Origin of the sequence: Roseomonas sp. USHLN139 (assembly GCF_037145735.1) — a bacterium.
GTDB lineage: Bacteria > Pseudomonadota > Alphaproteobacteria > Acetobacterales > Acetobacteraceae > Pseudoroseomonas.
Map to the genome: position 1 here is coordinate 326,440 of NZ_JBBCWY010000002.1, position 26,345 is coordinate 352,784.

Below are 26,345 nucleotides of genomic sequence, written 5' to 3' on the forward strand. Positions count from 1 at the left end.
ATGACGGCCAGCATCGCGCTGCGCGAAGCGGTGCTGGCCGGGCGCTTCCTCGGCACGGCCGGGGCGGAGGCGGCGGCAGCGCTCGCCGCCTTTGCCGTTGAGGGCGATCTTCTCGATTGGTTCGGCGAGCAGCGTTTCGCCGATGCCGACACGCTGCGCGAGGCCATCGACCGTGATATCGCGGCGCTGGACGCGATGATCGACGCGCAGCTCGGCGCGCTGCTGGAAACGCCGAGACTGCAGCAGCTGGAAGGCTCCTGGCGCGGCCTGCATTGGCTGGCCGGGCGGCTGCCCTATGGCGCGCGGGTGCGGCTGCGCCTGCTGGTGGTGCGCTGGCCTGAATTGTGCCGCGACTTCCAGCGCGCCGCGGAATTCGACCAGTCGGCGCTGTTCCGTGCCGTCTACGAAGAGGAATTCGGCAAGCCGGGCGGGGAACCCTTCGGCCTGCTGCTGGCCGATTACGCGCTGCGCCACGCGCCGGGGCCGGGCAGCCCGAGCGACGACATGGCCGGGCTGGACGCGCTGGCCGCGGTGGCCGCTGCGGCCTTCGCCCCCACCGCCATCGCCGCGCATCCGGCGCTGTTCGGGCTGGACGAGTTCAGCGAGGCCAATGCAGCCCTCGACCTGACCGAGGCCCTGCGCGACGAGGCGCATCGCCGCTGGCGCAGCCTGCAGCAGCGCGAGGACACGCGTTTCCTGGCGCTGCTGCTGCCGCGCATGCTGGCGCGCGCGCCCTGGGCCGATGAGGGCCTCCGTGCCGATGGTTTCCGGCCGCGTGGTGCGCTGGGCGGCCGCGTCTGGACCAGCCCGGTCTATGCCATGGGCGCCGTGGTGCTGCGCGCCTTTGCCCGCTATGGCTGGCCGGCCGATCTGCGTGGTGCCGCCGTCGCCGAGGAAGCCATGGGCGGTGTCGTCGATGCGCTGCCGGTCGATCCTCTGTCGGGTGACGCGCCGGGCCTGCCGCCGCGACCGCCGGTGGAACTCGCCTTGACCGATCTGCAGGAACGCCAACTGGTGGAGGCCGGCCTCCTTCCCCTGCTGGGGCTGGAAGCACTCCCGGAACTGACTTTTGCCGCCGCCCCCGCGCTGCACCGGCCGCCGCGCATGGCCGGCGAAGCGGGCGAGGCCAATCAGCGGCTCTCGGCGCAGTTCAACGCCATCCTCTGCGTCAGCCGCTTCGCGCATTGCATCAAGGTGATGGGCCGCGATCTGGTCGGCGCCTTTCGCACGCCGGAGGAAGTCGAGCGGCAGCTGCAGCGCTGGCTCACCGGCTTCACCAATTCCTCCGGCAGTGCGCTGGGTGAGAGCGCGGCGCGCTACCCGCTGCGCAATGCCCGCGTCAGCGTGCAGGAACAGCCGGGGCGCCCCGGCGTCTATGGCTGCGTGCTGCATCTGCAGCCGCATTATCAGCTGGACGAGGTCGGCGCCGCCTTCCGTCTGGTGACCGATCTCCAGGCGCCGGGAGCCGCCGCGGCATGAGCACCATCCAGGACCCCGCCAGCCTCGCCTTCCAGGCCGGCGATCTTTCCGGCGCGCTGTCCGCCACCATCGCCACGGTGCGCAGCCAGCCGCGCGATTCCGGCCTGCGCTGGCTGCTCGCCGAGTTCTTCCTGCTCAATGGCGAGGTCGATCGCGCCGACAAGGCGCTGGATGCCGTGCTGCAGGCCGAGCCTTCGCCGGCGGTGCTGGAATTCCGCCACCTGCTGCGCGGCGAGCAGCAGCGTCATGCTGTCTTTGCCCGTGGCGCGCTGCCGAAGTTCCAGGGCGACGATCCGACCCCGGCGCAGCGCGCAGCCTTGCGCGCCCTGGCCCTGGCGCGTGCCGGCGATGCCGAAGGGGCCGCCGCCGCCGCGGAGGAAGCCGAGACGCTGCGCCCGCGCATCGCCGGCAGCGCCGATGGCACCGCCTTCGACGATTTCCGCGATGCCGACGACATTTTTGCTCCGCAGATCGAGGTGCTGACCAGTGGCGGCGATGCGATGTGGGTGCCGGTCGAGCGCGTCGCCCAGATCGCCTTCGAGCCGATCCGCCGTGCCCGCGACCTGGCCTGGCGCCGCGCCACGCTGGTCTTGAAGGACGGCACCGAGGGGCTGGTCTTCGTCCCCATGCTCTATCCGCAGAAGGCTGGCAACGACGCGCAGAAGCTGGGCCGCGAGACGGTCTGGAGCGAGACGCCGGGTCCGGTGCGCGGCACCGGGCTGCGGCTCTGGCTGGCCGGGGAGGGCGCGCTGACACCCGCAGAGATCACCCGGCTCGACTTCGCATGAGCGAGGCGCGGCGCATCCACCTGCCGTTGCTGGATCGTCTGCTGGACGCCGATCCGGCGGCGCCGGCCGATCCGACCCCGACCCAGCCTATGGCGATCGAGGCCATGCGCCAGGCGGTGCGCCGCGATGTCGAGGCGCTGCTCAATGCCCGCCGCCGCCGCCGTCCCTTGCCGGCGGGGCTGACGGAGCTCGCCGTCTCGCCGCTGGGCTATGGCGTGCCCGATCCGACCGCCGGCAGCTTCACCACCGAGGAGGCGCGGCTGGCGCTGGCGCGCGAGGTCGAGGTCAGCCTGCGCCGCTTCGAGCCGCGGCTGGCCGGCGTCACCGTGCAGATCGACGACCGGCAGCGCGACCAGCTCGACCGCGTGCTGCGGCTGCGGGTCGAGGCCGTGCTGCGCACCGATCCGGCGCCGGAGCAGATCGCCTTCGAGACGGTGCTGCGCCCGGCGACGCTCGATGTCACGGTCCGCCCGACATGAGCGATTCGCTGCTCCCCTTCTACAACCGGGAGCTCGCCGCGCTGCGCCGCGAGGCCGGGGAGTTCGCCGAGGCCTATCCGAAGGTCGCGGGAAGGCTGCGTCTCTCCGGCGACACCGCCGACGATCCCTACGTGGAAAGGCTCCTGGAGGGCGTTGCCTTCCTCGCCGCCCGCGCGCAGCAGCGCCTGGACGACGAGCTGCCGGAGATCTCCGACGCGCTGTTAGAAATGCTGTCGCCGCAGATGCTGGCGCCAGTGCCGTCGATGACCACGCTGCGGCTGCGCCCCGGCGCCGAGTTACGTGCCCCTGTCGCCATCCCGCGCGGCCTCTCGGTGGAAAGCGAGCCGGTACGCGGCGAGCCGGTGCGCTTCCGCAGCTGCCATGACGTCACCCTCTGGCCGCTGGTGCTGGAACAGGCGCGGCTGACCGGCCTGCCGATCGCCGCGCCGCCGAACCGGGCGGCCGCCGGTGCCGCGGCCTGCCTGCGGCTCACCTTCCGCACCCTCTCGCCCGACCTGCCGATGGCCGAGCTCGGCCTCGACAGGCTGCGGCTGCATCTGCGCGGCGCCGGTGCCCAGGCAGCGCTGCTGCACGAGGTGCTCAGCCAGTCGGTGCTGTCCATCGCCCTGGCCGACGGGCCGTCCGACCCGTCGCCCACCATCCTGGACGCGTCCCGCCTGCGCCCGGTTGGCTTCGCGCGCGAGGAGGCGGCGCTGCCCTGGCCCAACCGCGCCTTCGACGGCTACCGCCTGCTCACCGAATACTTTGCCTTCCCCGAGAAGTTTCTCTACGTCGAGCTGGACGGGATCGACGCCCGCAGCCTGATGCAGCAGGGCGATAAGATCGAAATTTTCATCTGGCTGTCGCGCGCCGTGCCGGAGCTGGAGCGTTCGGTCACCGCCGACAGTTTCGCCCTGGGCTGTACCCCGGCCATCAACCTGTTTCCGCAGCGCTGCGAGCCGATCGCGCTGGATGGCACCCGCAGCGAATGGCAGGTGATGCCCGATGCGCGGCGGCCGGCGGCGCTGGAAGTGCATTCGCTGACCCGCATCCGCGAAAGCCGCCCCGATGGCCGCCGGCGCGAGGTGCTGCCCTTCCATCGCCTCGGCCGCGTCGAGGCGGATGAGACGGCGGCGGAGGTCCACTATCTGGCGCTGCGCCGTGCCGCCCCGGCGGGGCTGGGGGGCACGCAGACGCATCTGGCGCTGCGCGACCTGTCCTTCGATCCGGCGCGGCCGGCGGATGCGGTGCTCAGCATCGATGCGCTCTGCTGCAACCGCGACCTGCCGGCGATGCTGCCTTTCGGCGGCGGCCAGCCGCGGCTGCGCGTCGCCGATGGCGGCGTCTCGCTCGATGGCGCCGAATGCCTCTCCGCGCCAACGCCGACGCTCCGCCCCGGCTTGCAGGAACGCAGCGCCTGGAAGCTGATCTCCCATCTCGCGCTGAACCACCTGGGCATCACCGGCGGCGAGCAGGGCGCGCTGGCACTCAAGGAAATGCTGCGGCTGCACGATCTGCGCGACACGCCGGAGAACCGCGCGGCCATTTCCGCCCTTGTCGCGGTCGAGGCGCGGCCTGGTGTGGCGCGGCTGCCTGGCGGGCGGGCAGGGGCTTTTGTTCGTGGCCTGGACGTCACCCTGGCCTTCGATCCGGCCGGATGGCAGGCCGGCGGGCTGCATCTGCTGGCCGCCGTGCTGGAGCGCTTCCTGGCGTTGCAGGTCTCGGTCAATGCCTTCACCCGCTGCCAGGTGGTGCTGCGCGGCCGGGCCGGCATCGCCGCCCGCTGGACGCCGCGCAGCGGGACGCGCGTGCTGCTGTGACCCCGCTCGAACGCCTGGTCCGCACGCCGCAGCGCTTCGAGCTCGACCAGGCGATCGACATCGTCAGCGGCCAGGGCGATCCGCGGGCGCTGCGCTACCGCTCCACCGCGCGGTTGGCGCATCCGACCGCGGCGGTGGTCGCGGCCGACCCGGCCAGGCGACAGCTGACGCTGGGCGCCTTCGGGCTGATCGGCCCGGGCGGCGTGCTGCCGCGCCACCACACCGCGACGGTGGCCCAGGAGAAGCGCAAGCGGTCCGAGGCGCTGCATGCCTTCGTCGACCTGCTCGGCGGCCGCTTTGCCGGCCTCTGGGCCGCAGCTGGAAGAAAGTATCGGCCGACGCGCGACCCGCTGCCGGCCGAGCGGGCGCTGGCGGCGGCGATCGGTCTCGGCACGCCGCATCTGGCGCCGCGCGCCGGGGTGCCGGCGGCGGCGCTGCTCTTCCATGCCGGCAATCTGGCGCCGCGGATGCGCTCGGCCGAGCGGCTGCGCGCGCTGCTGCAGGAGGAGGTCGGCTTCCCGGTCGAGCTGGAGGAATTCGCCGGCGGCTGGCTGCGGCTGCCGGACAGCGAGCGGTCCCGCCTCGGCGCCGGGCGGCAGCACAATGCGCTGGGGCTCAGCACGGCACTCGGCGCCCAGGTCTGGGATGCGCAGTCACGCTTCGTGATTCGCATCGGACCGTTGCCGCGGCTTGACTTCGAGGCGCTGCTGCCGGGCACGCCGCGGCATCACCGTCTCGTGGCCTTGACCCGGCTGCATGTCGGGCTTGATACCGGCTTCGCCATCAACCTGGTGCTGGCGGCGGCCGCCGTGCCCGCCATGGCTCTGGGTGCAGGCGGCGGCCGGCTGGGCTGGACCAGCTGGATGGGCCAGGCGGCGCCGCGCCGGCGCGATGCCGCCGAGGCGATCTTCGAGGCGGCCGATCAGGCCGGCATGATGCAGGAGGAGGTCGGGCGATGACCCGTCGCGCGAGGATGATGCTGCTGGCCCCGCTGCTGGGGCTGCCGATGCTGCTGCCGCCGGCTGCCGCGCCGCGCGCCGCCGATCCGGCCGAGGCGGGCAGCGCCGCGGCGCAGAGCCTGATCGAGCAGCTGCGCCCGCGCACCCGCGGCATCCGCATCCCGGGCGCCGAGGCCCCGGCCGAGGCGCCGCCTCTGGCCGAGCTGCCGCCCGTCGCCTCGGCCCCCGCCGCGCCGCCGCCGCTGGCGATCCGGCCGGATGCCAGCCTGGCCAGCCAGGCGGTGCGCGAGACCGCGCCCGAGCCGCTGCCGCCCGCCGGCGGCCCGCCGCCGCTGCTGGGCAAGGTTGCCGCTGGCGCCACGGCTGCCGCCGCCGCGCCGCCGCCCGTGCGGCTGACCACGGCGCCGGCCGATGTACCGGCGGCCTCGATCACCGTGCATTTCGCCACCGGCTCGGCGGAGCTGTCGCGCGAGGCGGTCCGCGCGCTCGCCCCGCTCGGCGAGGCGCTGAACAGCAAGACGCTGCGCCCCTTCCGCTTCCGCATCGAGGGCCATACCGACACGGTGGGCTCGGCGGCGATGAACCTGGCGCTGTCGGGCCGCCGCGCCATCGCGGTGCGCGAGCTGCTGGTGCGCTACTACGGCGTCGATCCGGCGCGGCTGGAGGCGGTGGGCTTCGGCGACAGCCAGCTGCTGGTGCCGACCGGCGCGCAGGTGCCCGAGGTCGCCAATCGCCGCGTCCAGGTGCTGAACCTGGGCGGCTGATCCACTCCCGTGAAGCCTGGCCGCCGCCCGGCCGCGGAGGTGGATGACACCATCCGCCTGCCGCCGGGCATGGATCTCCGCCTGCTGCGCCGCCGGCGCCGCCGCGCCAGCGCGCTGGGCTGGGGCGCGGCGACGGTCGGACTGGCCATGGCGCTCGGGCTGGGCGGCTGGCTTCTTCTGGGTCGCGACGTCGCGCCGGCGCCGGTCCCGGTCCCGATCGCGGCGGCTCCGACCGCTCCGACGGCGCCGCCGCCCGCCGCCGCCCCGGCGGAGGCACTGCCGCCCGTCCTGCGCCTGCCGCTGGACGATGCGCCGCCGCCGCGCGCGCCGGGGCCGCCCCGCGCCGCGCCGCCGCTGCTGCGCGAGGCCGAGATCGCGGCGCATCGCCCGCAGCGCCCGACCCTGCTGCGGCTGGTCGAGAACCCGCGCATCTTCGTGCTCGACTTTCCGGATCTCGCCAGCCAGGGCGCCGCGCTGAACCGCATCGCAGCCCTGGTCGAGAAGGCGGCGACGCCGCGCGACCGCGTGCTGACCGAGGCCGAGCTCGCCGCGGTGCTGGCCCGCAGCGGCGAGCGTGCCGAGACGTTCTACTACGGCCATGACTACCGGGGTTCGGACCTGGTCCGCTTCTTCGCGCTGGCTGCGCGGGACCGGATCACGCTGAACGCCGCCGAGCAATGGGTGACCGAGCAGCTGGCCGCCGCCCGCCACGCGGAACCGTCCGGCGAGATCGCCCTGATCTCCATCGTCGCGCCCGGCGGCGCGGTCGACGAGGCGGCGCGCCGCACCACGCTTCGGCACGAGATCGGCCATGGCCACGACTTCACGCTGCCCTTCTACGCCGCGCATGTCCGCCGCGTGTGGAGCGAGCGGCTGGTGGAAAGCGAGCGCGCCGGCTTCCGCGCCTTCCTGGCGCGCGAGGGCTATGACACCCGCAATGCCGATCTGATGGCCGGCGAGATGCAGGCCTATCTGCTGTTCACGCCGGATGCCCGCTTCTTCAGCCCGCGCATGGCCAACCTGACCCCGGTGCAGGCGGACAATCTGCGCGCCATGCTGCTGGAGGGGGCCAGCTTCCAGGGCCTGCCGCTCGACCCCGCCGACCGGTAGCCGGCGGGGCTAAGGCCGCGGCGCCACCGCCACCACCTGCGGCCGGATCGCCGCCCAGCCGCCGCCGCGCCGCAGCGTCTCCAGCGCCGCGCGCGCCTGTGGCAGCCATTCGGCCAGCGTCTGCACCGTGGGCTGCGTCGCCGGGAACAGCGGCCGGTCGCTGGCGATGACCAGCAGCAGGTCGGTGCCGAAGGGCTCCTCCACCGTCCAGCCGGGGAAGCCGGGGCCGGGATCGCCCTTGCGCAGCCGGGCAGCCGCCACCTGCGCCTCGGCCGGGCTGAGCTGCACCACCTGGCCGTCATTGGTGACGTAGAGCAGTTCCAGCAGCGCCGGCCGCGGCGGCATGGTGATCTCCATCCGCAGCATCTCGCCGCGCAGCAGCGGCTGGTGGCCGTCGAGCCGCAGCTGTGGCCCGGCATCGGGTGGCGCCAGCACCGGGCGCAGCACCTCGGCCAGGCCGCAATAGGGGCCGCGATACTCCTGCAGCGCCAGCGAGACGCTGGTCGCGGCGATGCCGGCGCGGTCCAGCTGGCGGCGGATCGCCTCCGCCGTGCCGCGCGGCGCCGGGCCCTGCAGGATCGCGCCATCGGCATGGATCTCGGGCGAGAGCAGGGCGCAGCTCTGCTCCTGCAGCACGGTCTGCAGCACCGCCCGCAGCCGCGCCGGATCGGGCGCTGGCGGCGGGGCTTCCGGCGGCGCCGCTTCGGGTGGGGCAGCCTCGGGGGGCGCGTCCGGCGGCGTGGCGGGGCCTGGCGTCTCCGGCGGGGCCGGCGGGCTTTCGGGCGGCGCCGCCGGTTCCGGCGGCGGCGGCTCCGGGGTGGCCAGCGCCGGCGGCGGGGCCGCGGGCAGACCCGGCGTCGGGCCGTTCAGCGGCGGCGGCGGGGGCGGTGCCTCGGGCCGCGGCGGCACCGCCGGCAGGCCGGGATCGACCGTCGCGATCCGTGGGCCCTCGCCGCCGCCCGAAGAGGTCGCGCGCTGCTGCCAGTAGACATACCCGCCGAGGGCGCCGCCGATCGCCAGCAGCGCCACCACCGGCAGCGCCCAGCCGGTCCCGCGGGACGGCTTCGGCGCCGGACGTGTCGCCGCCAGCGGCTGCTTCGCCGGCACCGGCCGGGTCACGGCCGCCGAGGCGCCGACCAGTGTGGCATCCTCGTCCAGCCCCGGCAGCGGCCCGGCATCGGCAAACCGCTTCTCCGTGCCGGCATCGGCCGCCTCGACGATGGCGGCGGCGAAGTCGGCGGCGCTGGCGAAGCGGTCCTCGGGACGCTTGGCCAAAGCGCGGGCGATCACGGCATCGAAGGCGCGCGGCACCGAGACCGTCAGCAGCGACGGCGCCACCGGCTCGGTGTGCAGCGCCTTGTGCATGATGGCGGAGAAGCCGCCATCGAACGGCTTCTCGCCGGTCAGCAGCTGGTAGAGCACCGTGCCGGCGGCCCAGATATCGGCGCGGTGGTCGGCCGCCTCGCCGCGCAGCTGCTCCGGCGCCATGGCGCTCGGCGTGCCCAGCACGGTGCCGAGCCGGGTGATCGCCTGGTCCTCGAGCCGCGAGATGCCGAAATCGGCGATCTTGATGCGCGGGCCGCCATTCTCGTCCGGCTCGGCCAGCATGATATTGGCCGGCTTGATGTCCCGGTGCACCACGCCGCGCGCATGCGAATAGGCCAGCGCCTCCAGCACCTGCGCCATGATCCGCACGCTGTCGGAGAGCGGCGGGCGGCGGCCGCCATCGAGCAGCGCCTTCAGCGTGCCGCCGCCGACATGCTCCATGACGATCCAGGCCTGCTCGGCGGTCTCGCCATAATCATGGATGGCGACGATGGCCGGATGCGACAGCCGCCCGGCTGCCTGCGCCTCGCGCCGGAAACGTTGATGCACCTCCGCCGCCTCGGGATCATGCGCCGGCGGCAGCTCGACCAGCTTGATGGCGACGGGGCGCGCGATCAGCCGGTCGAAGGCGTCCAGCACCACGCCGGTGGCGCCGCGGCCCAGCGTGCCGCGGATCTCGTATTTGGCGGCGATCGCCGGCGGCACCTCAGGCTCGGACATGGACGTCAGCCTGCGGCGCGGCGATGGCGGCGTCCAGTCTTCACGCGCAGCGGACCCCCGGATTTGTGACCTGCGGCATGGCCGCCGCCGCATGGACCAGGCGGCAGGCGGCATCTAGCCTGCGGCCCACGCGGTGCTCAAGAGCCGCGCTGCATCAGGTGCGATCCTTCGCGCCCACAAGCCAGAGAGATCCGATGCCGCTTGCACGATCCGATGAGGTCCGCCACCTCCAGGCCATGCTGAACGCCAAGCTGCGCCCGCCGCCGCATCTGGCCGTCGATGGCATCATCGGCCCGAAGACCCGCGCCGCCCTGCGCGCCTACCAGAGCGCGCAGTCGAGCATCCCCGGCCATGCCGCCGAGCCGCGCGGCATGGCGGTCGCCAATCCGGCGCCGCAGCACGCCGCCGCCGCTGCCGATGACGGCAGCGCGCCCTGGATGGCGATTGCCGAGGATGAGCTGGGCGTGACCGAGATCCCCGGCCGCCGCCACAATCCGCGCATCATCGAGTATCACATGACCACCGGCCTGCAGGCGCAGAGCGACGAGGTCGCCTGGTGCGCCAGCTTCGTCAACTGGGTGATGCGCCAGGCCGGCTACAGCGGCACCAACAGCGCCGCCGCCAAGAGCTGGAAGGGCTATGGCTCGGCCTGCGGCCCGCGCTATGGCGCGATCACGGTGCTGCGGCGCCGGCGCAGCGGGCATGACGCCGCGACCGGCTCCTCCTCCGGCTATCACGTCGGCTTCATGACCCAGCAGAGCGCCGGGCGGATCACGCTGCTCGGCGGCAACCAGGGGAACATGGTGAAGCTCTCCAACTTCAACCTCGCCAGCTACGACATCGAGGCGCAGCGGTGGCCGCGGTGACGCGCTCCTCCTCGATGCGCGCGCCGCTGCTGGCGGCGCTGCTGCTGGCCTGCCCGCTGCTGGCCTCGGGCTGCGCGGCCCAGACCGCGGCCCCGGCGCCGCGCGCGGCGGCGGGGACCAGCACCAGCGGCATTCCGGCGGCGCTGCAGACGCAGTGGCAGGCCTTCCGCACGGCGGCGCTGGCAGGCGACAACGCGGCGCTCGCCGGCATGACGCGGTTTCCGCTCGAGGTTGCCGGGACCCTCGATGACAGCGGCGTCCAGCGCATCGGTCAGGATCGCTTCGCCGCCACGCTGGCGAAAGTGCTGAACCAGGACAGCGGGCTCTCGCCGCGCCAGCCGCAGACCAACCGCGACCTGGTGCAGCAGACCCAGAGCCTCAGCCAGGATCCGCGCAAGCCGACCGTCGCCGGCGACCAGGCAAGGGTCGGCGCGCTGGTCTTCTCGCGCATCGGCAGCCAATGGAAGCTGACGCGGGTCTATCTGGAAGATGAGTAAGAAGTAAGAAAGATCGGGGGAAAGTATTCCCCCGAATCCCCCTTCTATTCTTATTCTTTCATCATCTCCCTTGCACCGGGGCGCGATCCGGGTCAGCCTTCCGCTGTCCAGGAACGAACCGGCGACGGCCCCAGGCCCGCCACCAGCAGGGGGAGCAGGCCCATGCCCGAAGCGGGCCGCCGGGCGGCATGAACTACACCTTCGAATTCTCCCAGGTCTTCGCTGCCTGGGATGAGCTCGCCTATGGCGCGCTGCGCACGCTCTGGCTCTCGGCCGCCTCCATGGCGATCGGGATGGTCGTCGCCGTGCTGGGCGCGCTGGGCAAGAACAACGGGCCGCGCGCGCTGCGCTTCGTCATCGACGCCTATATCGAGCTGATCCGCAACACCCCCTTCCTGGTGCAGATCTTCATCGTCTTCTTCGGCCTGCCCGCCATCGGCATCCGGCTGGAAGCCGACCAGGCGGCGTTGCTGGCCATGGTGATCAATGTCGGCGCCTATGGCATCGAGATCATCCGCGCCGGCATCGAGAGCATCCATCACGGCCAGATCGAGGCCGGCCGCGCCCTCGGCCTGAAGCCGCTGCAGATCTTCCGCCTGGTCGTGCTGAAGCCGGCGATCCAGGCGATCTACCCGTCGCTGACCAGCCAGTTCATCCTGCTGATGCTGAACTCCAGCGTCTGCTCGGCGATCGCGGCGGCCGAGCTGACCGCCGCCGCCAACGACATCCAGGCCCGCAACTTCCGCAGCTTCGAGGTCTATTTCGTCGTTACCGGCATCTATTTCGCCATGTCCCTGCTGTTCTGGGGCATCTTCGCCGTCATCGAGCGCGCCTTCCTGCGCCAGCCGGCCGTGCGGTAGGGGCCAGCGATGCGCAGCTTCGGCCCCAACGAGGTCTTCTACATTCTGGCAGCCGTCCGCTGGACGCTGCTGCTGTCGATCGTCGCCTTCGCCGGCGGCAGCCTGGGCGGCGTCATCATCGCCCTGATGCGCGCCGGCAGCATCCGCGCGCTGCGCTGGATCGCCTTCGCCTATATCAAGATCTTCCAGGGCACGCCGCTGCTGATGCAGCTGGTCCTCGCCTTCTTCATCCCCGGCATCTTCGGCCTCGATGTCGACCCTTGGGCGGCCGCGGCCATCGGCCTGTCGCTGCATGCCAGCGCCTTCCTGGGCGAGATCTGGCGCGGCGCCATCGAGGTGGTGCCGCGCGGGCAATGGGAGGCCTCGGGCGCGCTCGGCCTGCGCTACTGGGCGCAAATGCGGCTGGTCATCGCGCCGCAGGCGATCCGCATCGCCCTCCCGCCCAGCGTCGGTTTTCTGGTCCAGTTGATCAAGGCGACCTCGCTGGCCTCGATCATCGGCTTCGTCGAGCTGACCCGCGCGGCGCAGGTGATCAACAACGCCACCTTCCAGCCCTTCACCATCTTCGGTCTGGTGGGGCTGACCTATTTCATCATCTGTTGGCCGCTCTCGGCCTATAGCCGGCGGATGGAGCGGCGCCTGGCCGAGGCCAGCGCGCGCGCCTGATCGCCGGGCACCCAGAAGAACACAGGGAGATTCCAGGATGAATGTCTTCACCCCCACCCGCCGCGGGTTTGGCGCCCTGGCGCTCGGCGCTGCCGGCGCCGCGCTGCTGCCGCGCCTGGCGCTGGCCGCGACGCCGGACGACATCAAGAAGCGCGGCCGCATCCAGATCGGCACGCTGACCGACTATCCGCCCTTCGGCGGCACCGACGACAAGCAGAACCCGGCCGGCTACGACGTCGATGTCGCCAACCTGCTGGCCAAGGCGATGGGCGTCGAGCTGCAGCTGGTGCCCGTCACCGGCCCCAACCGCATCCCCTTCCTGTTGACCAACAAGGTCGACATGCTGGTGGCGACCTTCGGGATCACCGAGGAGCGCTCGAAGCAGGTGCTGTTCTCCAACCCCTACAGCGCGCTGACCACCTATATCCTGGCGCCCAAGGGCACGCAGATCCGCAATGCCGAGGATCTGAAGGGCGTGCGCGTCGGCGTGGCGCGGGCCAGCACCCAGGACACCGCCGTCTCCGCCATCGCCCCGCGCGAGGCGCGCATCATGCGCTTCGACGACGACGCCACCACCACCCAGTCGATCATCTCCGGCCAGACCCAGGCGATCGGCGCCAGCAACACGGTCCTGGCCCAGCTGACCGCCAACTATCCCAACCTGCAGATCGAGCCGAAATTCACGCTTCGCGCCCAGGCCAATGGCATGGCCTTCCGCAAGCAGGACGAGGCGCTGCGCGACTGGTGCAACGACTTCATCAAGACGATCGCCGGCAATGGCGAACTCGCCGCCATCCACCAGCGCTGGTTCAAGGCGCCGATGGACCCGCTGCCGCCGATGCCGCAGTTCTGATCTTTCTGGCATTTGGCGCGGCGCGTTACTCGCGCCGCGCCGCGCGCAGCCGGGGGCAGGTGGGCACGCCGCTTCTGGCCGGATTGCATTCCGCCTGCTCCTCGGCGGGGATCAGGCGGAAATGCACTCCCTGGCGGCCCGCCGTCTCGACGAAGTCGAAGGCGCCGAGATAGGTGAAGGGTCCGTCCCCCCGCTCGCCCTCGACATCACCGCGCAGGCTGCGGACGGTCCCTGCCGTCGCATCGTAGAAGAAAGCCTCGCCGGACGGGGTGATCGCGGCGAGGCTGCCCTGCGGCGTGCGGTACAGGCTGACGCGGCTTTGGCCGCCATGATCGGCGGCCAGGGTCCGGGTGACGCTGCCCGCCGGCCCGGCGAAGCGCAGGCGGCGGCTGTATTCGCCCTGCGCCTCCGGCCGCGGATAGACATCCAGCGTCACCCGTGGCGCGGCATCCGGCAAGGTCGCCGTCGCCGTGTAGGTCGGCAGCTGCGGCAGCACCAGCCGGTCCATGGCGCGGGCCACCAGCGAGCCCAGCAGCACCCCGCCGGCCAGGAGGGCGGTGCCGAGCACCACCCGCCGCCGCCGCGTCACTGCCAGTCCACCTTGCGGGTCACCGCCATCACCGCCGAGAGCGCGCCGAACAGGGCGAGGGCGCCGACCAGCAGGGCGTAGCTCTCCAGGCTGAGCACGACATAGAGGAAGCCGAACAGCAGGCCGATGACGGCGGCGAAGACGGCCGCCATGCCCGGCCGCCGCGTCACCGCCGCGGTATGGGCGGAAGCCTGCAGCAGCACGGCCAGGGCCGAGATCAGATAGGCGGCGCCGAAGCCCAGCGGCTCGCCGATCGCCAGCAGCAGCAGCGGGAAGAGCAGCACCGAGCAGCCCATCAGCCCGTATTGCACCAGGTGGATGCGGCAGCGCGCCACCAGCTCGAAGCAGAGATAGGTGACGAAGGCCAGCGACAGGAACAGCATCGCGTATTTCGAGGCGCGGCTGACCATGCGGTGCGTCGGCACGCTTTCCAGCAGGGTGACGCCGATGCCGTCGGGTTCGCCGCAGGCGCGCAGGTTCTGCCGCAGCAGCAGGCCGCGGCCGCGCATCGACCAGTCGGCGGTGAAGCCGGCGGTGGTGACATCAGCGCTCTGCGGCAGGGCGGCGCCGCCGAAGCTCGGGCTCGGCCAGGGCGCCTCCAGATGCAGCCGGGTCTGTCCGGCCAGCGGCAGCAGGTGCAGCCGGCTGGTGCCGCGCAGCTCCAGCATCTGGGCGAAGCGCAGCTCGCGCCCGGCCTCGGGCGCCGCCTCCAGCCGCAGCGGCCAGCGCTGCGTCTCGCCCGGCCCGCAGAGGCCGGGATCGCTCGGCATGTCGCTGCCCGCCAGCGCCGTGCCATCGACGGTCAGCCGCCCGCCGCCGGAGCGCAGCTCGGTGGCGCCGGTCAGCAGATAGGCCTCGCGCCACAGCAGCTCGGCATCCGCCACGCCCGGCACGGCGATCGGCGGCAGGGTCAGGCTGCCCTCCAGGGAAAGCTGCGCGGTATAGACCGTGGTCTCGAAGACGCCGCGCCGGCGGGTCTCGGGCGCCAGCACGGCGCGGGCGTTGAGCTGGGTCGGCAGCAGCATGATCTCGCCGCGGCCGCGCTTCTCCGTCTGGCTGCCGGAGGAGGGCAGCGTGCCGACATAGGGCAGCACCAGCACCGGCCCCAGCACGTTCTGCGGGCGGCCCCAGCTGCGGCCGATTTCCTCCTCGACCTCCTGCTGGCGGTTCTGCCGCTCGCCGATGACCTCGTCGATCAGGAAATGCGGCACCAGCAGCAGCAGGCCGAGGGTGAGCAGCCCGATCAGCTTGCGCGGCAGCGGCCCGAGCGCCGGGCGCGGCGGCGTGCCAGCGGCCGGGGTGGCGGACGGGACGGGCTCTTCGGCGGGCGTGGGCAGGGGCGGGATCATGGCGCGGCTCCAGCAAGAGTGAGGCCCCGAGCCTGGCGCCCGCCGATGCAGTGCCGAGGGAGGCGCCTTGCAGCCGCGGCTGATTTTTGGTGCAAATGCCGTGCAGGGCCCGGCACGGGCGGCTGCCTCACTGGCCGGACTGTCCATGCCCAAGGTTCTGGTCGTCGATGACGACCCGCATATCCGCAGCGTCCTCTGCTTCGCCCTCGGCCGTGACGGCTTCCAGACCGTGGAGGCCGCCGACGGGCTCGAGGCCCTGGCGCGCTTCGCCGAGGCGGCGCCGGACCTGCTGCTGCTCGACGTGCTGATGCCGGAGATGGATGGCACCGAGGTCTGCCGCCGCCTGCGCCGGACCAGCGACGTGCCGGTCATCTTCCTGTCGTCGCGCGACGACGAGGTCGACCGCATCCTGGGATTGGAGCTGGGCGGCGACGACTATGTCACCAAGCCGTTCAGCCCGCGCGAGGTGGTGGCGCGCGTCCGCGCCGTTCTCCGCCGGCTGCAGCCACCGGAGCCCGAGGCGCCGGCCGATCCGGTGGTGCAGCGCGGCGCGCTGCGCCTGATCCCCGACCGGCTCGAGGTCTTCTGGGGCGCGGCGCCGGTGGTGCTGACCGTCACCGAATTCGCCATCCTGCGCGCCATGGCGGCGGCCCCCGGCAAGGTCTTCACCCGCGACGCGCTGATGACGGTCGCCTATCCCGACCGGCGCGTGGTCAGCGACCGCACCATCGACAGCCATGTGCGCCATATCCGCGGCAAGTTCGCGGCGCTTGGCGCGGAGCCGATCGGCACGGTGCATGGGCTCGGCTACCGCTTCCAGGCCGGATGAGGATGCGCAAGCCGCGCATCCGCAGCCTGCTGCTGGCCGCCAATCTGCTGCTCCTGGCCCTGCCGCTGGGCGGGCTCTGGATGCTGCGCCTGTATGAGAGCGCGCTGGTGCGCCAGACCGAGAGCGAGCTGGTGGCGCAGGGCGCCGTCATCGCCGCCGCCTACCGCGCCGCCTGGCGCGGCCTGCCGGCGCCGCCGCTGCCGGAGGTGCGCGACTGGACGCCGCGCGGTGCCTCGCTCGACCTGGCGCGCGACCCGGTGCTGCCGCCCCCGCCCGAGGCGCTGCCGCCGATGCAGCCGCCCGAGCCCCGGGCGCTGCAGGCCGGTGCCCTGCTGCAGAGCGTGCTGGCCGAGACGCAGCTGGTGACGCTGGCGGCCATGCGCGTCATGGACCGCCACGGCACCGTGGTGGCCAGCAGCCGCGAGGAGCTCGGCCTGTCGCTGGCGGCACAGCAGGAGGTGGCGCTCGCCCTGGCCGGGCAGCCGGCGGCGGCGCTGCGGGCGCGGGTGCCGACGCGCTCGGCGCCGACCAATGCCAGCTCGATCAGCCGGGGCGCAGCGCTGCGCGTCTTCGTGGTGCAGCCGGTGCTGGAACAGGGCGTGGTGATCGGCGCCGTGCTGCTGTCGCGCACGCCGGCGACGCTGGACCAGATCCTCTGGGGCAAGCGCTTCGAGATCGGCGGGCTGGTGCTGGCGGTGCTGCTGGCGGCCGGCGCGCTGGCGGCCTTCATCGCCTATACCGTCGGCCGGCCGATCCAGGCGGTGACGCTGCAGGCGCGCGCCGTCGCCGGCGGCGCCCGGGTGCCGATGGAGCGCCCCCGGCGCAGCGCGGTGCGCGAGGCCGACGAGCTCTGGGCGGCGATCACCGCCATGGCAACGACGCTGGAGCGGCGGGCCGATTATATCGGCGCCTTCGCTGCCGAGGTCAGCCACGAATTCAAGACGCCGCTGGCGGCGCTGCGCGGCGGGCTCGAACTGCTGCAGGAGCACGGCGCCAGCATGAGCGAGGCGGAGCGCGAGCGCTTCCTGGCGCAGGCGATGGGCGACGTGCTGCGGCTCGACCGGCTGGTGCGCCGCCTGCTGGAGCTGGCGCGGGCCGAGGCGCCGCAGCCGCGCGCCCCGGCCCGCTGCGCGCTGCGCGCCGGCATCGCCGAAATCGTCGCACCCTATGCCGAGGCGGGGCTGGCGGTGACGCTGGAGGGGCCGGAGGTCACGGTGGGCATCGGCCGCGACATGCTGCGCGAGGTGCTAGCCAACCTGCTGGACAATGTCCGCCAGCATGCCGGGCCGGGCGCCCGATGCCGCATCGAATGGGGGCTGGAGGCCGGGCCGGGCCGCATCGGCGTCCTCGTCGCCGATGATGGCCGCGGCGTCACCAGCGGCAATGCGGGGCGGATCTTCGACCGCTTCTTCACCACCGCGCGCAAGGCCGGTGGCACCGGGCTCGGCCTGCCGATCGTGCGTAGCCGGCTGGAGGCGGCCGGCGGCGAGATCCGCCTGCTGCCCGAGGGGCCGGGCGCCCGCTTCCTGCTGACCCTGCCGCTGGCCTGACGGCAAGCCTGCTTTCGCGGGGGGTAGGGGGGAATTTCCCCGGCCCCCCCCTTCTTTTCGTCGCGGTCTTTTGGTCTGCTCCGGACGGGAACGCCAGGAAGGAACCATATCATGACGCTGAACGGGGTAGAGGCGCTGGTCTTCGACGTCTTCGGGACCGTCGTCGACTGGCGCAGCGGCATCGCGCGCGAGGCCGCGCCCTTCCTCGCCCGGCACGCGCCGGCGGCGAGCGCCACCGATTTCGCGGCGGCCTGGCGGCGGCGCTATTCGCCGGCGATGGAGGAGGTGCGCAGCGGGCGGCGGCCCTTCACCCGGCTCGACGTGCTGCACCGGGAGAATCTGGAGGACATCCTGCCGGAGTTCGGCATCGACATCGCCGCCGTCGCGCCCGGCGAGCTGGAGGCGCTGAACCTCGCCTGGCACCGGCTGGACCCCTGGCCGGATTCGGTGGCGGGGCTGCAGCGGCTGAAGGCGGGCTACATCATCGCGCCGCTGTCCAACGGCAATATCCGGCTGATGCTGGACATGGCCAAGCGGGCCGGCCTGCCCTGGGACGCCATCCTGGGCGCCGAGGTGGCGCAGGCCTACAAGCCTTCGCCGCAGGCCTATCTGCGCACCGCCGAGGTGCTGGGCCTGCGCCCCGAGCAGGTCTGCCTGGTGGCCGCGCACAACGGCGACCTGGCGGCGGCGCGGCGCTGCGGACTGCGCACCGCCTTCGTGGCGCGGCCCACCGAGCATGGCCCTGGCCAGACGATCGACCTGGTGCCCGAGCAGGAGTGGGAGGTGGTCGCCAGCGACTTCACCGACCTGGCTGCCCGCCTCGGTCTCTGATTCTGTCTGACAGAAATAGAAGGGGGCCCGGGGGGATACCTCCCCCCGGCGCTTGCTTCTTCGCTACGGGATGAGCCTGTGCACCGCCGCGATATGGTCGTGCATGGCCCTCGTCGCCTGTTCGGTGTCCTTGCCCGCGATGGCGTCAACGATCGCGTCATGCTCGGCGAAGGAGGGATGATCCGCCGGCGGCCCGTCCGGCCGGGTGCGCGCGCGGTCCCAGGTCAGCACCCGTCGGATGGCGGCGAGCTCGTCGAACAGGTGCAGCAGCGGCGCATTGCCGGCTGCCGCGGCGATGGCGCGGTGCAGCCGGGCGTCCTGACCTTCATAGGCGCGCCAGGAGAGGCCCGGGCGGCGGGAGGCGTCGATGGCCTCCCGCATGGCCGCCCGCTGCACCGGCGTGGCGTGGCGGGCGGCGAGGCCGGCCAGTTGCGGCTCGAGCACCAGCCGGGCGCGCAGCACTTCCGGGGCGGTGGTGGCGCGGGCGAGCTCGGCAACGCCGGTGATGGCGGCGAGCGGTCGGGCGCCGAGGAAGGTGCCCTTGCCGACGTGGCGCCAAAGCTGGCCTTCCGCCTCCAGCGCGGCCAGCGCCTTGCGCAGCTCGGCGCGGGAGACGCCCAGCGCCTCGGCCAGCCCGCGCTCGGGCGGCAGCCGGCCGGAGGCGGGCAGCGGGGTGGTCGCCAGATAGGCCTGCAGCAGGGTCAGCACCGGCGTGCCGCCGCGGTCGGTGTCCATGGCGGAATGCCATAGGGGCTGCGGGCGGCTGTCGCCAAGGGGGCCGTTGACGGGTCGCTTGACGGGGTGGCGGGCCAGGCGTAACCAATCGGCGCAATTGGTTGAACGAGGTCGACGCCCATGTCCTACGTCATCGAGCCTGCCCCCCAGACCACCGTGCCGGTCGCCGGCGAGGAAGGGGTCTTCCCGGTCGGCCGCATCTGGTGCGTCGGCCGCAACTATGCCGACCATGCGCGCGAGATGGGGCATGACCCGGACCGCGAGCCGCCCTTCTTCTTCTCCAAGCCCGCCAATGCCGCGGTGCCGGGCGGCACGCTGCCCTTCCCCGGCCAGACCGAGGATCTGCACCACGAGGTCGAGCTGGTGGTGGCGATCGGCAAGGGTGGCAAGGACATCGACCAGGCGAGCGCGCTGGATCATGTCTATGGCTATGCCATCGGCCTGGACATGACGCGGCGCGACCTGCAGGCGGGCTTCAAGAAGGCCGGCCGCCCCTGGGAATTGGCCAAGGGCTTCGATGAATCCTGCCCGATCAGCCCGATCGTGCCGGCGGCGAAGATCGGCCATCCGACGCAGGGCAAGATCGAGGTCTCGGTGAACGGCAAGGTGCAGCAGACCGGCGACATGAACCAGATGATCTGGTCGGTGCCGGAGGCGATCGCCTTCCTGTCGCGCTATGTCGCGCTGCTGCCGGGCGACCTGATCATGACCGGCACCCCGGCGGGCGTCTCGGCGGTGAAGCCGGGCGACACCATGCACGGCACCTGCGAGGGCGTCGGCGAGGTCACCGTCACCTACCAGGGCTGAGGCCCAGGGAATCTCCGCCCCCGGGGCTTGCCGGGGGCGGGGGTGGTCAGGCGGTGGTGACCTCCTCGGTCACCACTTCGAAGCGCGCCAGCGTCGAGGCCCCGAAATTGGTCGACAGCGCGACGTCGGTGGCGTCGCGGCCCACCGCCATCAGGATGCGGCCGATGCGCGGCCGGTTGTGCCGGGCGTCGAAGGTGTACCAGTGGCCGCCGAGATAGACCTCGAACCAGGCGCTGAAATCCATCGGATCATCGACCGGCGGCACGCCGATATCGCCGAGATAGCCGGTGCAGTAGCGCGCCGGGATGTTCATGCAGCGGCACAGCGTGATCGCCAGATGCGCGAAGTCGCGGCAGACGCCGGTCTGCTCGACATTCGCGCCGGCGGCAGAACGGGTGGCATCGGCCTTCTGGTAGTTGAAGGCGATGCGGGCATGGACATAATCGCAGATCGCCTGCACCCGGCCCCAGCCCGGCGGCGTGTGGCCGAACAGCGACCAGGCCAGGTCGGCCAGCCGGTCGGTGTCGCAGTAGCGGCTGCCCAGCAGGAAGACCAGCACCTCGTCCGGCAGGTCGCGGATATCGTGCTGCGGGGCGTCGGGCACCACCACGTCGGGCAGGCCGCCATCATACAGGGTAAAGGCGGTCGAGATGGTGGTGCGGCCCTCCGGGGCGATGATGCGGGCGCAGGCATTGCCGAAGCCGTCCAGATAACCCCAGGCCTCCAGCGGCCGGTCGAACTCCAGCACCTGGTCGGTCAGCAGGTCGGCCCGGCGGGACGGGTGGATGTTCAGCACCAGCAGCATCGGCGTCGGCTTGGGGCAATCATAGGCCAGGGTGAAGCCGGCGCTGATCTTCATGGGTGCTCCGCGGATGAGGGTCAGGCGGCAAACGTGCGGCTCCGCCCAGGGTTCCAGTAGGCGTCCGGATTATTGCAGCATTGCGCAGGAAAGTCTCAGCCAAGCGGCGCTTCGCCAGGCGTTTCCTCGACCGTTTCCGTGGTGACGTTGACCTGCACGCGCATGCCGAGCTCGTCGGCGGCGGCGCCGTGATAGCTGCCCCAGAGCGGCACCGCCTGCTCGGGGTCGCGCGCCACGGCGACGCGGATCAGGTCGCGGCTGCCGACGATGCCATTGGTCGGGTCGAACTCGACCCAGCCGGCGCCGGGCACATAGACCTGGCACCAGGCATGGGTCGAGCCGCCGCCCAGCGTCGCGTCGCCATCCCGGTCGGCGACATAGACATAGCCGGTGACGAAGCGGGCGGCGAAGCCCAGGCTGCGCACCGCCTCCATCATGAACAGCGCGAAGTCGCGGCAGGTGCCGCGGCGCAGATGCAGGGTGACCGCCGGCGGCTGGGTGCCGGGCTCGTGCCGGCGGGAATAGGTGAAGCTCTCGCGGATGGCGTAGCACAGCGTCATCAGCAGGGTGCCGGTCGGGATCGGCCGACCCTGGGCCACGAATTGCCGCGCCCAGCGGGCCACCGCGCCGTCCGGGTCGGGGTAGTGGCGCTCCATGGTGCGGCCGAGATCGGCGCGGTCCTCGGCGGCATAGTCGAAGGGATAGGTCAGCGCCGCCTCGTCGGTGCTGACATCGGGGCCGGCGAAGGGGGTGTGCTCCAGGCGGATCTCGGTCTCGATCAGCAGGCGATCGGCCCGGTCGGGGAAGTTCAGCAGGGTGACGCAATTGCCGAAGACGTCATGCAGCCAGCGCTGCCCGGAAGCCGGGCTGGTGGTCAGCCGGGCGGCGAGCAGGCGCTGGTCGTAGCTGTCGCGCGGCCGGAACATCAGCCGGTGCTCGCCGAAGCCGACCGGGCGGTGGTAGCGGTATTCGGTGAGGTGGCGTACCGAGAAAACGGTCATACAGCCAGGGTAGAGCCGGTCCTGCCTCCGCGGCCAGGGCAGGGCGGCAGAATAATCGGAAGGTGATGCGGAAACACGCGCCGGCGACGGTTTCTGAGCGAAGCGGGCGGGGGCATCGCCCCCGCCCCGCCGCACGCCATCAGACCAGGCCGGCCAGCACCTTGGCGGTCGCGCCGGAAATATCGCCCAGCTTCTCGCCCTTGGCGCAGCGGGCCTGCACGGCCAGGCCGCGCTCCTGGCGGGCGATGGCGGCGCGGGCCTCGGCCTCGGCCTCCTCGGGGGGCATGACCAGCACGCCGCTCTCGTCGCAGAGCACGGCATCGCCCGGATTGACCACCACGCCGCCGATGGCGACGGGCACGTTCATGCGGCCGCCCAGGTCGTAGACGCGGGTGGTGATGGGTGCGAGGCCGCGGCACCAGAGCGGGAAGTCGGAGCCCTCGACCTCCTCGATATCGGTGCAGGCGCCATCGACCACGCCGGCCTTGGCGCCGGCGGCCTTGGCGGCCACGGTGACGCCGCCGCCCCAGCAGGCATGGCGGTCATCGCCCAGCCGGTCGACCACCAGCACGTCGCCCGGCCGCAGCAGGCCCAGCGCATGGTGCAGCAGGGTGGAATCGGCGCCCGGGATCTGCACGGTCACGGCGGTGCCGGCGACGCGGCGGCGCAGCAGGCCCTGGATGCCGCGGTCGACGAAGCCCCAGTGGCGCCAATGGCCGACGGTCGCCGTCTCGGTCTGCTCGAGCAGGCCGACAACCTCGCTGCTGAGCGAGGCCGGCATGGCCTCGATGATGTATTTCGGCATCAGTCACGTCCTATGGCACGGGTGAACCCGATCAGCCGCTCGACCAGAACGACCATCAGGAGGGCGAAGGCGATCAGCGTCATGGCGAGTGCGGCGATCAGCGGATCGGCGGTGCGCTCGGCGTAGCGGAACATCTCGACCGGCAGGGTCGACAGGCGCGGCCCGACCAGGAAGAGGCTGATCACGGTCTCGTCGAAGCTGACCAGGAAGGTCAGCACCGCGGCGGCGATGGCGCCGGGCGCGGCATTGGGCAGGGTGATGCGGATGGCCGCCCGAAAGGGGGTGGCGCCCAGGGTCCAGGCCGCCGCTTCCAGCTCCTTCGGCACGGCGGCGAAGGCGGTGGTCATGATGCGCACGGCAAAGGGGATGGCGACCAGGCAATGGCCCAGCACCAGGCCCGGCCAGGTGGCGGCGAGCCCCAGCGGCTGCAGCACCAGCAGCAGGCCGAGGCCCAGCACCAGAGTCGGCAGCAGCAGCGGCGCCGCCAGCATCGCCGCCAGCACGCCACGGCCGGGAAAGTCGAGCCGCGCGATGGCATAGGCCGCCGGCGCCCCCAGCAGCAGCGAGACAACGGAAACAATGGCGGCCAGGATGGCGCTGGTGCCCAGCGCCGTCATCAGCTGCGCGTTGGACAGCAGCGCCGCATACCACCTGAACGACAGGCCGGGCGGCGGAAAGGTCAGAAACTCGCCGGCGGAGAAGCTGACGATCAGCACCAGCACGCCCGGCAGCAGCAGGATGGCGAAGCCCAGCGCGGCACAGAGGCGCAGCATCCAGCTCGGCTTCATGGCGTCTTCTCCGCCCGGCTGGCAGAGAAGAAGGCGGCCACGACCCCGCGCAGGATCATCAGCGCCAGCAGCCCGCCCAGCAGCAGCATGGCCAAGGCGGCCGCGCCCGGCCAGTCGACCGTTTCCAGCGCCAGGTCATAGATCTCGGTGGCCAGCACGAAGACACGGCCGCCGCCCATCAGGCGCGGGGTGATGAAGGCAGAAATGCCCAGCACCAGGGTCAGCAGCCAGGCCGCCAGCAGGGCGGGCGCGGCCAGCGGCAGGGTGACGCGGAGGAAGGTGCGGAAGCGGTTGGCCCCCAGCGTGGCCGCGGCCTCCTCGAGCTTCGGGTCCAGCCTTCCGAGCCCGGCCAGCAGCACCAGCACCGCATAGGGCATCAGGCTTTCGACCAGGCCGATGCGCACGCCGGTCCAGTTGTTGATCAGCGCCAGCGGCCCGCTGCTGAGCCCCATCCCCGTCAGCAGCGCGTTGATCATGCCGCGATCGCCGAGGATCGCCATCCAGCCGACCAGCCGCGCCGTGCCGGAGACCAGCAGGGGGGCGACGGCGGCCAGCGCCAGCAGCCCGCGCCAGCGCGGCGAGGCGCCGCGCACCAGCAGCGCGATCGGCAGGGCGAGCGCCACCGCCAGCGCTGCCGAGCTGGCCGCCAGGGTTACCGTGTTCCAGACCAGCTCGCGGGTGAAATCATCCTCGATCAGCCGCGTGTAGCTGTCGGTGGTCAGCGCCACTTCCATGGCGCCGGTCTCTGTGGTGCGGTTCAGGCTGATGCGGAACAGCCCGGCCATCGGCCAGAGGAAGGCCAGGGCCAGCACCGCCAGCGCGGGCGCGGCGAGCAGCCAGCCGATCATGGTGCCGGAAACACCGCGAGATCGGCGGCGCGGAAGGCCAGCCGCAGCGGCGCGCCGGCGGGCAGGTCGCGCCAGGGCCCGTCCTGCCCGGCCTGCAGCTCGGCGGTGACGGGGCCGGCGGCGGTCTCGGTCTCCAGCGCGATGGTCTCGCCGGTATAGATCCGCCGGGTCAGCCGCGCCTCCAGCAGGTTGTCATAGCCGGGGGGCGGGGCGGCCTGGTCCTCCAGCAGCCGGACGCGGTGCGGGCGCAGGAAGGCCTCGGCGGGGCCGGCGGACAGCGTCGCGGTGCTGCGGATCGCCGTGCCGCCGCAGCGCAGCACGCCGCCGGGCTCCAGCTGGCCCGCGAGGCGCGCGGCGCGCCCGACGAAGGTGGCGACAAAGCGGGTCGCCGGGCGCTCGAAGATTTCTTCGGGAGCCGCGAGCTGCTCGATGCGGCCGCCATGCATCACGGCCACCAGGTCGGCCATGGCCAGCGCCTCGGTCTGGTCATGGGTGACGAAGACCGTGGTGGTGCCGAGCCGCTGCTGCAGCGCACGGATCTCGTCGCGCACGCCCTCGCGCAGCTTGGCGTCCAGCGCCGAGAGCGGCTCGTCCAGCAGCAGCAGCTCCGGCTCGATGGCCAGCGCGCGGGCCAGCGCCACGCGCTGCTGCTGCCCGCCGGACAATTGCCGCGGCTTTCTCTCGGCGAGCGGGCCGAGGCCCACCATCTCCAGCGCCGCCTGGGCGCGGCGGGCACGCTCGGCCCGCGCCACGCCCTGCATCTCCAGCCCGAAGGCCGCATTGCCGGCCGCGGTCATGTGCGGGAACAGCGCATAGGACTGGAAGACCACGCCCATCTGCCGCTTGTGCGGCGGCAGGCGCGAGACGTCGCGGCCGCCCACCAGGATTCTTCCGCCGTCCGGGATTTCCAGCCCGGCGATCATGCGCAGGGTCGTGGTCTTGCCGCAGCCCGAGGGGCCGAGCAGCGCCAGCAGCGCGCCGCGCGGCAGGTCGAGCGAGATCGAGGCCACTGCCGGGGCGGGTGCCCCGGCATAATGGCGCTTCAGCTGCTCCAGCCGCAGATGCGGCGAAGCGGTCGCGGCAGCCGACGTCACCGCGGCGCCGCCGAGATCACCTCGCGCCGCCAGCGCTGGTTCCAGTTGTCGCGCAGCTTCAGCATCTCTTCCCAGTCGAGCGGGATGACGCGGTTGCGGAATTCCGGGGCGAGGGCGGTGCGCTGCATCGCCTCGGGCGAGACCTGGGCGGTGGTGTTGGTCGGGCCGTAGAACATGCGCTCGGTGAAGGCTTTCTGAGGGGCGGCCGACAGCGCATGATTCACGAAGGCGGCGGCGCGCTCGCGGTTCCGGGCCTTGGCGACGATGTTGATGGTGTTGATCTGGAACACCGTGCCCTCTTCCGGCAGCACCACGCCGATGCGGCCCTGCGACTGGTCGCGGTAGAGCTGGGCGCGGGCGTTCCAGCCGGTGGCGAAGCGCAGCTGCCCGTTCAGGATCATCGTATAGCCGTCCGGCTTCGGATCGAAGCTCTGGACATTCGCCGCGATGGCCTTGAGCGAGGGCAGCGCGGCGCCGATGTTGCGCCAGTCCTGCGCGGCCGCATGCGCCAGGATCGCCGTCGCCGCCAGGCCCTGGATGTTGGGCGGCGCGGCCAGGCCCACGGCGCCGCGCTGCGCCGCATCGGCCATCGCCATCAGGCGGCGCGGCGCCGGCGTCACCGCCTGGCTGTCATAGACCATGACCAGGTGGTCGAACGTCACGCCGGGGCCGCATTCGCCGCCGGCCGCGCGCGCCTGCGGGTCGAGCTGGGCGAGGATCGGCCAGCTGGCCGCTGGCATCTTCTCCACCAGCCCCTCGGCGCAGGCGAGCGCCGCGGTGGTGACATCCATGATGACGACATCGATCTGCGGATCCGCCTTCTGCGCGCGCAGCATGCCCAGCATCTGGGCGGAGGTGCCGCCCTCGACATACTGCACCGGCGCATCGCCACCCTGGAAGGGCTTGACCACGACATCCGTGTATTTCTCGCGGAAGATGCCGGCATAGGCCATCAGCGTCATCGGCCCGCCGGATTGGGCGGCCGCGGGCAGGGCGGTCGCCACGAGCCCGGCCATGCCGAGCAGCGTGCTTGTCCAGGAACGCATGGTGAAGCCCCTTTCGTCTTTTCAGGC

Annotated in this window: 27 protein-coding genes; 16 read left to right on the forward strand and 11 right to left on the reverse strand. The window is 72.5% G+C overall.

Going from position 1 to position 26,345, the window contains the following annotated elements; translation table 11 throughout:
* From tssC to WFI16_RS08795, 7 genes are read left to right on the forward strand one after another with little or no spacing between them, the layout of a single operon-like run.
* Positions 1-1,479 carry a type VI secretion system contractile sheath large subunit gene (tssC, locus tag WFI16_RS08765; RefSeq protein ID WP_419897440.1) on the forward strand — a complete coding sequence of 493 codons (1,479 nt, stop codon included), beginning with the start codon at positions 1-3 and terminating at the stop codon, positions 1,477-1,479.
* Positions 1,476-2,267: a type VI secretion system accessory protein TagJ gene (locus WFI16_RS08770; protein WP_419897441.1), complete on the forward strand. Its 792-nt coding sequence runs from the start codon at positions 1,476-1,478 to the stop codon at positions 2,265-2,267. Before tssC ends, WFI16_RS08770 begins: the two co-directional genes overlap by 4 nt.
* Positions 2,264-2,746, forward strand: a complete 483-nt coding sequence (gene tssE / locus WFI16_RS08775) for a type VI secretion system baseplate subunit TssE (protein ID WP_419897442.1) — start codon at positions 2,264-2,266, stop codon at positions 2,744-2,746. Before WFI16_RS08770 ends, tssE begins: the two co-directional genes overlap by 4 nt.
* Positions 2,743-4,566 carry a type VI secretion system baseplate subunit TssF gene (gene tssF, locus WFI16_RS08780; protein WP_419897443.1) on the forward strand — a complete coding sequence of 608 codons (1,824 nt, stop codon included), beginning with the start codon at positions 2,743-2,745 and terminating at the stop codon, positions 4,564-4,566. The genes tssE and tssF overlap by 4 nt, the downstream gene beginning before the upstream one ends.
* Positions 4,563-5,525, forward strand: coding sequence for a type VI secretion system baseplate subunit TssG (gene tssG / locus WFI16_RS08785; RefSeq protein WP_419897444.1), 963 nt, complete (start codon positions 4,563-4,565; stop codon positions 5,523-5,525). The genes tssF and tssG overlap by 4 nt, the downstream gene beginning before the upstream one ends.
* Positions 5,522-6,289: an OmpA family protein gene (locus WFI16_RS08790; protein ID WP_419897445.1), complete on the forward strand. Its 768-nt coding sequence runs from the start codon at positions 5,522-5,524 to the stop codon at positions 6,287-6,289. The genes tssG and WFI16_RS08790 overlap by 4 nt, the downstream gene beginning before the upstream one ends.
* 9 nt (positions 6,290-6,298) lie before the next feature.
* Positions 6,299-7,399 (forward strand): hypothetical protein, encoded by a 1,101-nt coding sequence (locus WFI16_RS08795; protein ID WP_419897446.1) that lies wholly within the window; start codon positions 6,299-6,301, stop codon positions 7,397-7,399.
* A 9-nt stretch (positions 7,400-7,408) separates the two neighbouring features.
* Here WFI16_RS08795 and WFI16_RS08800 read toward each other — a convergent pair whose 3' ends face one another.
* Positions 7,409-9,445, reverse strand: a complete 2,037-nt coding sequence (locus WFI16_RS08800; protein WP_419897447.1) for a serine/threonine protein kinase — start codon at positions 9,443-9,445, stop codon at positions 7,409-7,411.
* A gap of 194 nt (positions 9,446-9,639) precedes the next feature.
* On the opposite strand from WFI16_RS08800, the gene WFI16_RS08805 reads away from it, so the two are divergent.
* From WFI16_RS08805 to WFI16_RS08825, 5 genes are all read left to right on the forward strand, one after another.
* Positions 9,640-10,311: an NlpC/P60 family protein gene (locus WFI16_RS08805; protein WP_419897448.1), complete on the forward strand. Its 672-nt coding sequence runs from the start codon at positions 9,640-9,642 to the stop codon at positions 10,309-10,311.
* Positions 10,299-10,808, forward strand: a complete 510-nt coding sequence (locus WFI16_RS08810; RefSeq protein ID WP_419897449.1) for a hypothetical protein — start codon at positions 10,299-10,301, stop codon at positions 10,806-10,808. The genes WFI16_RS08805 and WFI16_RS08810 overlap by 13 nt, the downstream gene beginning before the upstream one ends.
* Before the next feature lie 188 nt (positions 10,809-10,996).
* Positions 10,997-11,668: an amino acid ABC transporter permease gene (locus WFI16_RS08815; RefSeq protein ID WP_419897450.1), complete on the forward strand. Its 672-nt coding sequence runs from the start codon at positions 10,997-10,999 to the stop codon at positions 11,666-11,668.
* Positions 11,669-11,677: 9 nt separating this feature from the next.
* Complete coding sequence (locus WFI16_RS08820; protein ID WP_419897451.1) at positions 11,678-12,334, forward strand: amino acid ABC transporter permease; 657 nt, start codon at positions 11,678-11,680, stop codon at positions 12,332-12,334.
* A gap of 37 nt (positions 12,335-12,371) precedes the next feature.
* Positions 12,372-13,187, forward strand: a complete 816-nt coding sequence (locus WFI16_RS08825) for a transporter substrate-binding domain-containing protein (protein WP_419897452.1) — start codon at positions 12,372-12,374, stop codon at positions 13,185-13,187.
* Positions 13,188-13,212: 25 nt separating this feature from the next.
* Here the strand turns inward: WFI16_RS08825 and WFI16_RS08830 are convergent, their stop codons facing one another.
* Together WFI16_RS08830 and creD are read right to left on the reverse strand one after the other, a co-directional pair.
* Positions 13,213-13,776 (reverse strand): hypothetical protein, encoded by a 564-nt coding sequence (locus WFI16_RS08830; RefSeq protein WP_419897453.1) that lies wholly within the window; start codon positions 13,774-13,776, stop codon positions 13,213-13,215.
* Complete coding sequence (gene creD, locus WFI16_RS08835; protein ID WP_419897454.1) at positions 13,773-15,125, reverse strand: cell envelope integrity protein CreD; 1,353 nt, start codon at positions 15,123-15,125, stop codon at positions 13,773-13,775. The genes WFI16_RS08830 and creD overlap by 4 nt, the downstream gene beginning before the upstream one ends.
* 145 nt (positions 15,126-15,270) lie before the next feature.
* Here creD and WFI16_RS08840 point away from each other — a divergent pair, with 145 nt between their 5' ends.
* From WFI16_RS08840 to WFI16_RS08850, 3 genes are all read left to right on the forward strand, one after another.
* Positions 15,271-15,954, forward strand: a complete 684-nt coding sequence (locus WFI16_RS08840) for a response regulator transcription factor (protein ID WP_419897455.1) — start codon at positions 15,271-15,273, stop codon at positions 15,952-15,954.
* A 2-nt stretch (positions 15,955-15,956) separates the two neighbouring features.
* Positions 15,957-17,504 carry a sensor histidine kinase gene (locus tag WFI16_RS08845; protein WP_419897456.1) on the forward strand — a complete coding sequence of 516 codons (1,548 nt, stop codon included), beginning with the start codon at positions 15,957-15,959 and terminating at the stop codon, positions 17,502-17,504.
* A gap of 111 nt (positions 17,505-17,615) precedes the next feature.
* Positions 17,616-18,335 (forward strand): haloacid dehalogenase type II, encoded by a 720-nt coding sequence (locus WFI16_RS08850; protein WP_419897457.1) that lies wholly within the window; start codon positions 17,616-17,618, stop codon positions 18,333-18,335.
* Positions 18,336-18,398: 63 nt separating this feature from the next.
* On the opposite strand, the gene WFI16_RS08855 is transcribed toward WFI16_RS08850, so the two are convergent.
* Positions 18,399-19,070 carry a FadR/GntR family transcriptional regulator gene (locus WFI16_RS08855; RefSeq protein ID WP_419897458.1) on the reverse strand — a complete coding sequence of 224 codons (672 nt, stop codon included), beginning with the start codon at positions 19,068-19,070 and terminating at the stop codon, positions 18,399-18,401.
* 120 nt (positions 19,071-19,190) lie between these two features.
* Between WFI16_RS08855 and WFI16_RS08860 the strand changes: the two genes are divergently transcribed.
* Positions 19,191-19,877: a fumarylacetoacetate hydrolase family protein gene (locus WFI16_RS08860; RefSeq protein WP_419897459.1), complete on the forward strand. Its 687-nt coding sequence runs from the start codon at positions 19,191-19,193 to the stop codon at positions 19,875-19,877.
* Positions 19,878-19,923: 46 nt separating this feature from the next.
* On the opposite strand, the gene WFI16_RS08865 is transcribed toward WFI16_RS08860, so the two are convergent.
* The 7 genes from WFI16_RS08865 to WFI16_RS08895 all read right to left on the reverse strand — a co-directional run bounded on the left by WFI16_RS08865 (position 19,924) and on the right by WFI16_RS08895 (position 26,318).
* A complete protein-coding gene (locus tag WFI16_RS08865) occupies positions 19,924-20,736 on the reverse strand; it encodes a transglutaminase-like domain-containing protein (RefSeq protein ID WP_419897460.1) in 813 nt (270 codons plus the stop codon).
* 95 nt (positions 20,737-20,831) lie between these two features.
* Positions 20,832-21,737 carry a transglutaminase family protein gene (locus WFI16_RS08870; RefSeq protein ID WP_419897461.1) on the reverse strand — a complete coding sequence of 302 codons (906 nt, stop codon included), beginning with the start codon at positions 21,735-21,737 and terminating at the stop codon, positions 20,832-20,834.
* Positions 21,738-21,876: 139 nt separating this feature from the next.
* Positions 21,877-22,542: an RraA family protein gene (locus WFI16_RS08875; RefSeq protein ID WP_419897462.1), complete on the reverse strand. Its 666-nt coding sequence runs from the start codon at positions 22,540-22,542 to the stop codon at positions 21,877-21,879.
* Positions 22,542-23,330, reverse strand: a complete 789-nt coding sequence (locus WFI16_RS08880; RefSeq protein ID WP_419897463.1) for an ABC transporter permease — start codon at positions 23,328-23,330, stop codon at positions 22,542-22,544. The genes WFI16_RS08875 and WFI16_RS08880 overlap by 1 nt, the downstream gene beginning before the upstream one ends.
* Positions 23,327-24,178, reverse strand: a complete 852-nt coding sequence (locus tag WFI16_RS08885) for an ABC transporter permease (protein ID WP_419897464.1) — start codon at positions 24,176-24,178, stop codon at positions 23,327-23,329. The genes WFI16_RS08880 and WFI16_RS08885 overlap by 4 nt, the downstream gene beginning before the upstream one ends.
* The gene (locus tag WFI16_RS08890) at positions 24,175-25,272 is read right to left on the reverse strand and encodes an ABC transporter ATP-binding protein (RefSeq protein ID WP_419897465.1); all 1,098 of its coding nucleotides are present in this window, start codon (positions 25,270-25,272) and stop codon (positions 24,175-24,177) included. Before WFI16_RS08890 ends, WFI16_RS08885 begins: the two co-directional genes overlap by 4 nt.
* Positions 25,269-26,318 carry an extracellular solute-binding protein gene (locus tag WFI16_RS08895; RefSeq protein WP_419897466.1) on the reverse strand — a complete coding sequence of 350 codons (1,050 nt, stop codon included), beginning with the start codon at positions 26,316-26,318 and terminating at the stop codon, positions 25,269-25,271. The genes WFI16_RS08890 and WFI16_RS08895 overlap by 4 nt, the downstream gene beginning before the upstream one ends.
* Between the last annotated feature and the right edge of the window lie 27 nt (positions 26,319-26,345).